Below are 13,164 nucleotides of genomic sequence, written 5' to 3' on the forward strand. Positions count from 1 at the left end.
ATTTTGAGAGAATCGTCGTTCAAAACCTTGCGTCTTCATCGGCCCGCGTCCTGTAGGGGCGAAGCATTCGGACAATAACCTATCGGTGAAAAGGTAGATTTTCTATCCGAATGCTTCGCCCGTACTTATTCAGCAAACCCAAAATAATGATATTTTGATTATAAACGATCGCGCTCAAACAAAAACATAAATCGTAGTGGACTGTTTCAGCTAAAATAAGGCAATAGATAAACCTAACTGAGGACATCAATCATGGGAAGAGGTCGCAGTTGAAACAATCCAGTTTAAACAATCCAGTAGGGTGCGTTAGGCGGCTATCAATTCGGTCAAAAAACCAAAATTAACAAGCCGCCGTAACGCACCACCTCTATCATTAAATTGGTGCGTTATGCTATCGCTAACACACCCTACTGGCTAATCTTTGTGTCTTTGTGGTTATGATGAATCAATCAACTCCCAATACTAATCAATCTATTCCCGTAGAGATAATTGCTTCCCGTAATTTCATTGATTGGTTAGAGTCTCAGCAGGTTAGTCTAGCTTTTACTACCTATCAAAGTTCTCGACTGATGTTTTTAGGGGTTAACCCTCAAAGGGGGATGTCGGGATTTGAGCGTATATTTGACCGCGCCATGGGTTTATATGCTACCCCAGAAAGGATTTATCTTAGTTCCCGCTATCAAATCTGGCAACTAGATAATGTGTTATCATCCGAACAACTTTATGATGGTTACGATAAACTTTATATCCCCCGCATTAGTTATACTACTGGGGATTTAGATATTCACGATTTGGCAATAGAAAATCTCTCTGAAAGAATTGTATTTATCAGTACGATGTTAAATTGTCTGGCGACAGTCAGCGATCGCCATAGTTGTATTCCCCTATGGAAACCATCGTTTATTTCCGCTTTAGTCAATGAAGATCGTTGTCATCTCAATGGTTTAGCTTTGGTAGATGGGAAGGCGCGTTATGTTACCGCTTGTAGTCAATCAGATGTGGTGGATGGGTGGAGAGACAGAAGACAAACTGGCGGTTGTGTCATTGATATTCAGTCTAATGAAGTGATTGCTACTGGTTTATCTATGCCTCATTCTCCCCGATTTTATCAGGGTAAGTTATGGTTATTAAATGCGGGTACGGGTTACTTTGGTTATATTGATCAAAATAAGGGCATTTTTGAGCCTGTTACTTTTTGTCCTGGTTTTCTGCGCGGTTTAGCATTTGTCGGAAATTATGCCATTGTTGGATTATCTAAAAGTCGTGGGGGAGATAAGACTTTTTCGGGGTTAATCTTAGATGATAATTTAATGGCTAAAGAAGCAGACCCTCGCTGTGGTCTGCTAATTATTGATTTGAAAACAGGTGAAGTTGTTCACTGGATACGCTTAGAAGGTGAAGTGACTGAACTTTATGATATACAAGTCTTAGAAGGAGTTAAACGTCCCCAAGCTTTAGGATTCCAAAATGATGACATCAGTAAAATTATTACTCTTGATCCTATTTCTCCTTTAGTTGGAGGAAATATAGCAAATAATCAGCCTGATACTTCCCCAGCAGATACCCTTTATCAGCAAGCATACACCTTGCAAAAACAGGTTAAGCTTGAAGAAGCGATCGCTCTCTATCAACAATTAATTAATCAATCTCCCCAATATGCAGCTGCTTGGCATCAGTTGGGGGTGATCATGGATAGTTTAGGACAAATTGATCAAGCTATTTTGGCTTATAAGCAAGCTTTAGTGATTAATCCTAATTATGCAGAAGCTCACAATAATTTAGGAATAATAGCAGTTAGCAAGGGAGATTTAGACGAGGCGATTATTTGCTTTAACCACGCTATTTGTGGCAATCAAAACTATGCTTTTGCTGAGAATAATTTAGGTTTAGTCTTACAAATGCAGGATAAGTTAGGGGATGCTGTGGTCAATTTTCAAGAAGCAATCAGGAAAAACCCTAATTATCCAGAAGCACACTTTAATTTAGGCAATGTGTTACAACTACAGGGAAAAATTGAAGAAGCGATCGCTTATTTTCAAGTAGCAATTAAGCTTAATCCTAAGTATATTAAAGCTTATAATAGTTTGGCTTTAGCTTTAGGAAGACAGGACAAAGTAGAAGCAGCTATGAGCGTATTTAAGCAAGCTTTAGCCATTCAACCTAATTCCCCAGAGGCTTTTGCTTGCTTATTTTCTATGAAGGAAATGACTTGTAATTGGGAGACAAGAGAAGCTGATTTAATCCAACTTTGGCAATTAACCGAAAACCAGTTACAAGAGGGAAAATCTACCGCAGTAACTCCCTTTGATACCTTATATAAACCTTGGTCTGCTAGTCAACAGTTAAAAGTAGCTTGTAACTATGCTCAAGAGGTTAAAAGACAATTAGCCTTAGGGACTAAACCCCTCAACTTTAACCATTCCCGCACCCGATCTGGACGATTAAAAATAGGTTATTTATGCCATGATTTTCGTAATCATCCCACCAGTCATTTGATGCAAAGTGTCTTTGGTTTACATGATCGCAATAACTTTGAAATAATTGCCTATTCCTATGGTCCTGATGATGGTAGTGAATATCGTCGTCGCATTGCTAATGATTGCGATCGCTTTTATGATATTGCTACTTTATCAATTACGGAATCTGCACAACGGATTTTTGATGATGGGGTGCATATTTTAGTTGATTTGATGGGATATATTGATAAGGCGCGGACACAAATATTGGCTTTAAAACCGGCACCGATTCAAGTTAATTATTTGGTTTATCCGGGGACAATGGGAGCAGATTTTATCGACTATATTATTGGTGATGCCATAGTTACACCACCAGAGTCTGCTGATAATTTTACTGAAAAATTGGTAATTTTACCGGATAGTTATCAGGCTAATGATTATCAACAAATTATATCATCTAAACCTGTTACTCGTTCCCAGTATGGTCTTCCTGAATCGGGTTTTGTCTTTTGTTGTTTCAACCATACCTATAAAATTGAGCCGCAAATATTCACTGTATGGATGCAAATTTTGGATAATGTTCCAGGTAGTGTGTTATGGTTATTTTCGAGAGTAGCTGAAGCTGAAGCAAATCTACGTCGGGAAGCACAAGCGCGAGGAATTGAAGGCGATCGCTTAATTTTTGCCCATCTCGAACCTAAGTCGGAACATTTGGCGCGACATCAACTAGCTGATTTATTTCTTGATACTTTATACTATAATGCTCATACTACTGGGAGTGATGCTTTATGGGCAGGTTTACCGATTATAACTTGTCAAGGTACAACTTTTCCTTCCCGTGTTGGTGCTAGTTTACTGACAGCTATTGGCCTACCTGAATTAATTACTAAGAATTTAGAGGAGTATAAAAATTTAGCGATTAATTTAGCAAAATCTCCTGATAAATTGCAGGAAATTAAACAGAAATTAGCACAAAATCGTCTGACTTATCCGTTATTTGATACCCTTCATTTTACCCGCAATTTAGAAAAAGCTTATCGGACAATGTGGGATATTTATGCTGCGGGAAAATCACCAGAGATGATCAGGATAGCCAATTGATCACTGGAATTATCAGGGTAAGCGCATCTTAACAATCCTTGACAAAATGAACTTTATCCCTCCCAGTTTTCACGGTACTTGGCCAGAAAAATTAGAAAAAGTATCGGTGTTTTTTTGAGGAATTAAAGCTTATTTTTATAGATTAAATTTCCTTGACAAAATGACTTATATGTGTTAACAAATTAAGTCCTAAAATTGAATTACCTTGCTCATTTAACATGGGACTATAACAAGCGATCGCTCCCTGTTCCGGTACAATTGATAATACAGCCCCACTGACTCCCGATTTAGTGGGAAAACCCACCTCAAGGGCGAATTGTTGGGAAGCTTCATAAAGACCGCAATTAGTCATAATTTCTAGAATAATTTCACCAAAAGGAGCAGCTAAAATCAAAAGTCTAAAACCAAAGGTTTTAGACTTTGGGAGATACCCCCTCTTTAAGAGATTCTCTTAAAGTGCATTGTGGTTCTTCGGTTTGTGTTATGCAATTTTTGCCAATTCTTTTCGAGCTAGAACGAGCTAATCAACTAAGTCTCTTGCCAGATAAGGATTTAGCCGATTTATGCCCCCTGAGCGAATCATACCAAGTAACGAAGAGCCTGCATTGTTAATGTGTGTTAACAAAAAGTATCGGATTAAATATCGCCCTTAGAATAATGGTAATCTTTGGGAGTCCATTGCCGTTCCTGAAATCCGGGTGCAGGCTGCCCATCTCGCCCAGGAGATGCTGCAATTCCTGTCGCTCGAGCTAATCAATAACCTTTAAATTGACTCAATCGGTGTCTTTCTCTTGGGAAACGGGAACATAATCACTAATATCTCCCATAACCACACCACCGCGTTGCCCGTCAAGACTAACCGGAACATCGCCCGAGATCGTGATCCGTTGCACCCGACGGGGGCGATCGCCATAGTCGGCAATCGCGTAATGCTGGGTGGAACGATTATCCCAAAAAGCGATATCCCCGACTTGCCAACGCCAACGTACCGTGTTTTCCGGACGGGTGACGTAGGATTGCAAAAGTTTGAGGGTATCGAAAGAATCCTCTGAAGAAAGTCCTTTAATCCGACGGGCGAAGGACCCTAACACCAGTGAGCGCTCACCGGATTCGGGATGAACCCGTACCGCCGGATGGATAGCCTCATAAATTGTCGATTGAAAAACCTTGGCGTAATCCCGTTTAGCTTGGGAAATCTCAACCGTAGAAGCGGCATAATCCGAATAATTGGTATGAACAACCCACAGGTGATCGGCTAAGGCTTGCAAATGGGGTGGCAAATCTTCATAGGCTGTCACCGTATTAGCCCAAATCGTATCCCCTCCATAGGGCGGAATAATAACCGCACGTAAAATCGAGCCTAGGGGCGGTCGTTCGACAAAAGTAACGTCCGTATGCCAAAGATCCGTATAGGCATGGTGTCGCCGATAATCTAAATCGAAAATTTCAGGATAATCCGTTAAGTAACCAGGTACAGTGGGGTGAGCTTTCGTCAACTCGCCGAAACGACGGGCGAAAGCGATGTGACCCTTTTCGTCTAAGGTTTGTTGTCGAAAAAAAATAACTTTGTATTGAATCAACGCTTTACGGATCTCGGCGATTAGATCATCGCTCAGATTTTGACTCAGATCGATGCCAACGATCTCGGCTCCAATTCGCCCGGCGATCGGCTGAATATTGAAGTAGTTGAAACCCATAGATTTATCCTCCAGTTCCTAGTTCTCACCGATCTGATCAGTGAATTAAATACGATAAAATGCAAGAGCAAATGTGGCGATAACGGGATGTCTTTTAGAAAGTAAACGTGGTTCTGACTGTCCCGATGATCCCGTCGGGATTTCCCGCATCCTGGTTAGGCGCGGTGATCCAGATCACCCCAGGCGTGATCGAGATATTCTTCGTCAATTGGTACTTATAAAACGCCTCCAGATGGAGCGAGAGATCGTTCGGGCTAGTATCTCCCCGATACGGCTCTGCGCCCACCACGAGACCGCCTAAATTCCCCTCTTTGCCCAGATCGGGAAAGCCGAGTCCTAGGGCATAGTACCAGATATCGGCACTACCGGAACCGCTAGTGGTTCGGGCGTTGGTGTAACCGAAGAAACCGTTAAGAATGACGTAGGGGTTAAACTGGAAGAAACCCGAAACCCCGTAGGAGTTCGAGGAAACCGGCCCGCTAAAGGGCGCGTTCGCGGGAGCCGTACCGATTTTCGCCCCTCCCGTGCCGAAGTCGAAGAGAGGTCCGTCCGGTTGATAAGCGTGGACGTAGGTGAGCGCGATACCCGCGTTCGTGCCGGGCAACCAAGCTAGTTGGAACAGGGTGTTATATTCCCCGTTAAATAAACCGTTTCCCGGATTGGGATTTCCCGATGTATCGTCTCCCGCCAGATAGCCGGCACTGATGGTAAACTGTTTGCCGATGTTGTAATTTAGACCGACTCCCGAACCCCCGCCGAGGGTATAGACGGGATTGAATTGGGCGAAGATACTGAGGGCTTTCCGGCCGTTCGTCCCTCCCCCGATCACGGGGTTGAGGGTCGGGGCGAAATCCCACCAGCGACCGCTATAGGCCGGGAGATAGACGTACAGATCGCCCACGGGAAACTCGTAGGCGAGCCAGTCGAGGACGATATCGTTCCCGTTCCCCGGCGGCAGGTTAAAGGTTTGGTTGCCCTGGGCGTTATTGGGGAATCCGGGGAGTCGCAATCGGGCCGTACTACTGGCCGCCAATCGGACGGTTAAGAGGTCTTTTCCAGTAAAGCTAGACTCCAAGGATAGACGAACCCGATCTTGAAACACAAGGTTACTTCCCTGTATCGAACCTTGGAACGCGTCGGTCAGGGCAAAGATTACTTCTCCCTTCAGTTTTGTCGTCGTCGAGAATTGATGATTTTCTAGAAAAGCGGTGCGCTGTTCGAGATTGTCGAGCCTGACACCCAAGGCCGCCAACTCGGCGGCGAATTCCTCCGCCAATCGGTTAAGCCGAACCATATCCTCGCCGGCGATCGCTACATTTTCCTGAAGTAACCGCTCGATCGTGTTCAGACAGGCGTTTAAGCCCGCAGCGAACTCCCATCGCGTTAAGGCTCGATCACCCCGAAATGTTCTGTCGGGATAGCCGACGATACAGCCGTACCGTTCCACTAATTGTTGCAGTGCTTGATAGGCCCACGCGCTCGGCGATATGTCCCGCAATTGGGAAACTGAAGTGATCTGGGCCATCGGCGGCTGGTTTTCTAAAAATTTTTCCTCGGGCCGGGACGGATTCGCGCTCGCCAGGGCCATCCCGACCAAAACCGAACCCGAAAATAATCGAACTAGAAATCCCTCGAACATACTTATAGACTCCTTCACCGCGAATTAAATACAGTAAGTTGATAGGCATACTGTATTTATTGATTAATCGAGGAGTATGACACAAATTTCCGAGCGGTGCAAGTTTTGTCAGGATATCCAGACTCTTCGCTAGGTCGTTCCATTAGTTATTATATATGGCCGCCTGGTTACTTTTTTTGGCTTGGCTGAATCAAGGTATAAATAGCCACCTTGTACCCAGGCAAAAATCGCTTTGGGTCTAGGTTTTAAAATTCCACGAAAGAAGATTTGTATCTCAAATCAGCAACACCAGAAATCTTTGTCAAGTACAATTTATACCAAATCAGATGAGTTTATTTTGATCAATAAACTTGACTTTTTCGGTCGGCTTGCCGTAGCATAATGAAATCTCGATGGACTAGCTAACTTTACGAATTCGTGATTAGGCGATACGAGAAAAATTAGCCGTAGTTCGCTCATTTCTTCCCCAGAAACGATCACTCTTTTCCTATTAGCCGCGAGGGAGTTGTATGGTTTTGAAACCGGAAAGGACACCGACCCGAAATCCTTCTCGAAAATCGCCGATCTATCGTTTTGTGACCTCGGAGCGAGCGATCTCTCTGGGAGCGGTGCTGCTGATCTTCGCCCTCTGGTCTCTCAGTACGTCTTTAGGCTGGGTCAATCCTCTGTTTCTCCCCTCGCCAGCGGCGGTTTGGTCGGCATTTGTCGATATTCTGCAAAGTGGCTACAAGGGCCACTCGCTTCTCTATCACATTTTTCAGAGTATGTACCGACTGATCGCGGCTCTAGTGCTGGCGACTGTTACCGCCATCCCCTTGGGTATGTTATGCGGTTTCTCCAAACCGATCCGAGCCGCCTTCGACCCAATTATCGAGTTCTACCGACCGCTACCCCCCCTCGCTTACTACACCCTGTTAGTCATCTGGTTAGGCATCGAGAATCCGTCGAAAGTCGCCCTTTTATTCCTGGCCGCCTTCGCCCCACTTTTTCTAGCGGTGGTTTCCGGGGTGGAACGGATTTCGATCGACCGGATCAACGGCGCACGATCCCTCGGTGCTTCCGGCTGGCAGTTATTTGTCTATGTCATATTCCCCTCCTGCCTGCCAGAAATTTTCACCGGATTGCGAACGGCGATCGGGGTTTCCTATTCCACCCTAGTGGCGGCCGAAATGGTCGCCGCTACTTCGGGTATCGGTTGGATGGTACTTGATGCCAGTAAATTTCTCCGCAGCGATGTCATTTTCGTGGGCATTACCATCATGGGGTTGGTCGCCATAGCGATCGACGCAGTGATCCGTTGGATAGAGAAAACCCAATTGCCCTGGATCGGTCGCGACGCCTGAGTTTTTTTTTAGTGATTGTAACGAGATATCTTATGCCTTTGAAACGTCGAGAAATATTGTTAGGTTTATTGGGCGCGAGTGTACCCGTGATCCTGTCAAGCTGTGTCAGCGAGAAGACCGGGAGTTCTTCTAACCCGTCGTCCACCACCGCAACCGGAACACTTCCGGCAAGAATCCGCATCGGCTATCAGGTGATCCCCAATCCCGAACTACTCGCGAAAGCCTTGGGACTGGCGGACAAAGCCTTTCCTGATGCCAAGGTAGAATACATCAGCTTCGATTCGGGACGGGACGTGAACACGGCGATCGCCGCCAAAGGGATCGATTTCGGGGCGTTGGGTACGGTTCCCGCCAGCGTGGGTATCGCCAGTGGATTACCCTATCAGGTGTATTTTATCCTCGACGTGATCGGCGCGGCGGAGGCGTTGATCGCTAAGAAAGGCATCAAGTCGATCGCCGATCTCAAGGGCAAAAAAGTGGCCACTCCCTTCGGTTCCACCGCTCACTTCTCCTTGTAATCCCTACTGGCCCTGGAAAATATCCCGGAGAAGGACGTGAAGATATTGGATCTACAACCCCCGGATATCGTCGCCGCTTGGCAGCGGGGGGATATCGACGCGAGTTACGTCTGGCAACCGAATCTCGGTAAACTCCAGAAAGACGGGGGAACGGTGCTGATCTCCTCGGCCGATCTCGCTAAAAAAGGCATTATCACGGCGGATCTGGGGGTGGTGCGAACAGAATTCGCCGGACAGTACCCCGAGGTGGTGAAGCGATATATCGCCGTGTTGGATGAGGCGGTTAAGACATACCGAAGCGAGCCGCAGAGCGCGATCAAAGCTTTAGCCAAGGAACTGAATATCACGCCGGAGGAAACGGCCGCTGCGGTCAAAGAGTTGATCTGGTTGGATTCGAGCGAACAGCAATCGCCGAAATATCTGGGGACGACCGACAATCCAGGTGACTTCGCCAGAATCCTTAAGGAATCGGCAGATTTCGCGGTCAATCAGAAAAAAATCACCAGCGCGCCCGATCTGGCCACCTTTCAAAAAAGCCTCCTTACCAAAGCCCTCTAGTTTCTGAAAGTCCATGAGTTACTCTTTTGATCCGAAAACTATCTCCGATACCCTGACGCGAGAAGTGAGCGTTTGCGAACTAGCCAATGTCGGTGTTACCTTCGGCTCAGGTAGCGAGGGAAATGAAGTCTTGCGGGACATTAATCTAAGCTTGTTCGCAGGAGATTTCGTCTGCGTGTTAGGCTCTTCTGGGTGCGGTAAGACGACGTTATTACGGGTCTTGGCTGGCTACCAACGGCCGACGACGGGAATAGTCACCGTCGCGGGGAAACGACATACCGAACCTGATCCCGATGTGGGGGTCGTGTTTCAACGTCCTAACCTGTTCCCTTGGTTAACGATCGCCAAAAATGTCGATTTTGGCCCAAAAATGAAAGGAGTGAGCGATCGGGAACGAAAACAAAGGGTAGCCGCCACTTTGGAGATGGTGGGACTCTCGGAAGCGGCGAATTTCTTCCCCTATCAGCTTTCCGGGGGGATGCAACAACGCGCAGCGATCGCACGTACCCTCGCCGCCGAACCAGCGATTATTCTCATGGACGAACCTTTCGGCGCCCTCGACGCGCTCACCCGCGAATCGCTCCAAACCCATCTCAGAGGCATCTGGCAGAGAACGGGGAAAACGATCTTTTTCATCACCCATGACGTGGAAGAGACTCTCTTACTCGCCACCCGCATCGTTGTCCTCCACGCTCGTCCCGGTCGCGTGGTCAAGGATATCGTCAATCCTTTCGCCTACCGTGACCACGAGGTAACCCCGGCTTCTTTGCGGCTATCTCGGGAATTCCTGGAGATGCGGCAGAATTTGGTCGATAGTATTCGGACTGACGATATCTAGTCACTTGATCGGGTTTGGGGATTTCAATAAAATTGTCGCTGTCAAGTACATTTGCTACATTTTAAAACTTTCTTAACCTCAACCTTACTTTCACATAACTTTCACTGTTCTAAGTTAGGGTGACAGAGAATAAACCTCAGGACGGGGCAGATTGCTTCGGGGGGCGAATTGCCTGAAAGATCAAGGCGGTCGCCGGTGTCCTCCCCTCGCCATGACATCATTGATTTTTGTCAATGTATTGATAAAAAAAATTTATTATTTCTGATTTCCCTTTTATCCTCGTTGACCCTTGGCCAACAAAACACTAAGCTGTTCGTAATTTAAATTGTTTGTTGGGATCAGGCGGTCGGCAGACTTCGGACGTTCAGCGAGCTCAGTCGAGCCGTTGCTTTTTTATTTTTCGATTCGACTGGTCAAACTATACCGATATTTTCTAGGTGTCGATAGCCTTGAATAGAGGTTCCTTTTAGGTTCAAAAATTTGTGGCTCTTCCGAACTTGTCGTGTAAAATCAAAGAAAAAACAGACAACTATAGCTGACCAATAAAAACAATAATTTATCTTTAAAAGCTCACTATGCTTGCAATACAGCAATTTATTGGTTAAAATATAGACAGCCAAGATCAGCAATTTTAGACACAAGCTATACTTATGCCATCAAATCCACAATTAAAGTTAATGACCGAGCTACTTCACCTAGAAGGAGTTGTCGTTACCAATTATCAAATTATTACCGATATAGAAATTGTTTTACATTTAGAAAATATGTCAAGAGAAACCCAGGGCATTTATTGTGGAAGTAAAACGGAAAAACTTCATCAAAACAATGAATTAACAATCCGAGATTTACCCTTTGGAGAACAGCCATTATATCTGAGAATCAATCGTCGTAAGATGAGCTGCGAGAAATGTGGGAAAAAATTCACAGAAGAACTAAATTATTTGCCGAAGAAAAGAACCTACACAGACAGATTTAGAAAAAAAAATAGTAGCCGAAGTCCTGAATAGTGATCTCAAAAATACGGCAGAAAGAAATGGAGTAAGCGAACAAGAAATAGAGACGATGCTCAAAGACTTAGGAGAAGAGTTAATAACCGCAAAACCTCAAGATCTAAAAAAACTAGGAATAGATGAAATAGCCATGATAAAGGGAAAAGGAAATTACTATGCTGTGTTAGTAAATATAGACACAGGAAAAATTGTAGGCTTAGGGGAAAAAAGAACAGAAGAAGCATTAACAGAATATCTGAAACACTGGGGAGAAGAGGTTTTGAGCCAAATAGAGGAAGTAAGTATAGACCTGTGGATAGGGTATAAAAATGTGGCGGAAAAACTAATGCCTCAAGCTCAAATAGTAGGGGATAGATTCCCTGTAATGAAACAAGTAAATAACGAGCTAGATGAAGCAAGAAAGGAGGTAAAAAGAGAGGCATCTAAGATAAAAAATAAGAAAAATAAAGAAAATATCTTAGCAGGAATAGCCAAGAGCAAATATGCCTTATTAAAGAATGAAGGAGACTTAGTAGAGAAAGAAAGGAAAAAATTGGAAGAAGTATATAAAGTGTCTCCAAAACTTGGGGAAATGCACAAATTAAAAGAGGAATTTAGAGAAGTATTTGAGAAAAATACGGAGGGGAATGAGGGATTATTTGCCTTGAGTGATTGGATAAAAAAGGCGATGGCTTACTTTCCTAAAAGCTGCCAGACAATTCGGCGGTGGATTGACGAAATAACTGCCTATTTTGATAACCGAACAACCCAGGGAACAGTTGCAGGAATTAATAATAAACTGAAGGTGATTAAAAGGAGAGGCTATGGATTTAGAAACTTTAAAAACTTTAGTCTTAGATGTTTATTAAATTGGCATTTTGCTAGTTGATTTTACATGGTAAGTTCGGAAGAACCAAATTTGTCAAGTATCATAAGTAAAATACCCTCGTTTTTGGCTGTTATATCAAATCTTAACTCTATTGTCTATCTTTTGGTATTAACCCGTTTGTGTCCCAAGTCTTTCCCTGTATGGATTTCAGCTATTTTTGAGCGTAGGCACTCTCATCGAATTTTATTTTTAACTTAATTATTGGCATAACAATTACCGAAGAGTCATTTTCCTAGATTAAATTTACTTGACAAAATGACTGATATGTGTTAGTAAATTAAGTCCTAAAATTGAATTACCTTGCTTATTTAACAGAGGACTATAACAAGCGATCGCTCCCTGTTCCGGTACAATTGATAATAGGGCTCCACTAACTCCCGATTTAGTGGGAAAACCCACCTCAAGGGCGAATTGTTGGGAAGCTTCATAGAGTCCACAATTAGTCATAATTTCCAGAACTATATCGGCAAAAGAAGAAGCTAAAATTAACTTACCTAAATTAGCAAGATCGGCAATTTTTCCAGATAAACAACAGATTCGATTGTAGGTTTCTAGGGCTAAATAACGATGACTAATATAACCATTTTTTTCTAATTCTAAGCTTAAAGCTTGATTGTGTGCATTAGGATAGGAGTGAACAGAATCAAGCACAGAGTGATCAAGAAATAATTGACAATTACCCATTTCATTTAACCATAAAAGCAAATTTTCACAGCGAGATTCTGGTGTTTCTCCTGCTAATAAGTCTGTCAAGGCGATCGCACCACTATTAATCATAGGATTACGGGGAAAACCGCGATCCTCTTGCAGTTGAGTTAAGGAATTAAAAGGATAACTAGAAGCTTGTTTTCCCACGCGACGAAAAACAGCATCTTCCCCTAAATGATTCAAAAGATATAATAACAAAAAAGGTTTAATCACACTCATCAAAGGAAAAGTTACAGTTTCATCTCCCCAAGACAAAATCTCCCCCTCAAGACAGTGAATCTGGAGAGCGAAAACCTCGGGATTAACTTGGTTCAAAACCGGTATATAATAGGGAGTCTGACCCTTGCTATCCGATAAATGCACTTCCCCGACCCAAGCTTGTATATCTTCCACCCTTAATCTAGCTAATCGGTTCATTTGTTTGTTTA

Annotated in this window: 8 protein-coding genes and 2 pseudogenes; 6 read left to right on the forward strand and 4 right to left on the reverse strand. The window is 44.0% G+C overall.

From position 1 onward, the window contains the following. The first annotated feature begins 437 nt into the window (after positions 1-437). The gene (locus tag IM500_RS18705) at positions 438-3,557 is read left to right on the forward strand and encodes a TIGR03032 family protein (protein ID WP_287739306.1); all 3,120 of its coding nucleotides are present in this window, start codon (positions 438-440) and stop codon (positions 3,555-3,557) included. 142 nt (positions 3,558-3,699) lie between these two features. Here the strand turns inward: IM500_RS18705 and IM500_RS18710 are convergent. The 3 genes and pseudogenes from IM500_RS18710 to IM500_RS18720 all read right to left on the reverse strand — a co-directional run. Then, positions 3,700-3,951: pseudogene (locus IM500_RS18710) on the reverse strand (glutaminase); the annotation flags it as partial. Positions 3,952-4,330: 379 nt separating this feature from the next. Continuing rightward, entirely contained in the window at positions 4,331-5,254 is a 924-nt protein-coding gene (locus tag IM500_RS18715; RefSeq protein ID WP_061431627.1) for a TauD/TfdA dioxygenase family protein, read from the reverse strand. Positions 5,255-5,348: 94 nt separating this feature from the next. Next, positions 5,349-6,893 carry an iron uptake porin gene (locus IM500_RS18720; protein ID WP_190721128.1) on the reverse strand — a complete coding sequence of 515 codons (1,545 nt, stop codon included), beginning with the start codon at positions 6,891-6,893 and terminating at the stop codon, positions 5,349-5,351. A 764-nt stretch (positions 6,894-7,657) separates the two neighbouring features. Between IM500_RS18720 and IM500_RS18725 the strand changes: the two genes are divergently transcribed. From IM500_RS18725 to IM500_RS18750, 5 genes and pseudogenes are all read left to right on the forward strand, one after another. Further along, entirely contained in the window at positions 7,658-8,236 is a 579-nt protein-coding gene (locus IM500_RS18725) for an ABC transporter permease subunit (RefSeq protein WP_242034594.1), read from the forward strand. A 32-nt stretch (positions 8,237-8,268) separates the two neighbouring features. Continuing rightward, positions 8,269-8,754, forward strand: coding sequence for a type 2 periplasmic-binding domain-containing protein (locus IM500_RS18730; protein WP_287739308.1), 486 nt, complete (start codon positions 8,269-8,271; stop codon positions 8,752-8,754). Positions 8,755-8,790: 36 nt separating this feature from the next. Beyond that, entirely contained in the window at positions 8,791-9,312 is a 522-nt protein-coding gene (locus tag IM500_RS18735) for a glycine betaine ABC transporter substrate-binding protein (RefSeq protein ID WP_287739309.1), read from the forward strand. 13 nt (positions 9,313-9,325) lie between these two features. Next, entirely contained in the window at positions 9,326-10,150 is an 825-nt protein-coding gene (locus IM500_RS18740; RefSeq protein WP_287739310.1) for an ABC transporter ATP-binding protein, read from the forward strand. A 650-nt stretch (positions 10,151-10,800) separates the two neighbouring features. Then, positions 10,801-12,028: pseudogene (locus tag IM500_RS18750) on the forward strand (ISL3 family transposase). Positions 12,029-12,271: 243 nt separating this feature from the next. On the opposite strand, the gene IM500_RS18755 reads toward IM500_RS18750, so the two are convergent. After that, positions 12,272-13,153 (reverse strand): glutaminase, encoded by an 882-nt coding sequence (locus IM500_RS18755; protein ID WP_190722262.1) that lies wholly within the window; start codon positions 13,151-13,153, stop codon positions 12,272-12,274. Positions 13,154-13,164: the final 11 nt, after the last annotated feature.

It is taken from the genome of Microcystis sp. M179S2 (assembly GCF_020245805.1).
Classification (GTDB): Bacteria; Cyanobacteriota; Cyanobacteriia; order Cyanobacteriales; family Microcystaceae; genus Microcystis; species Microcystis aeruginosa.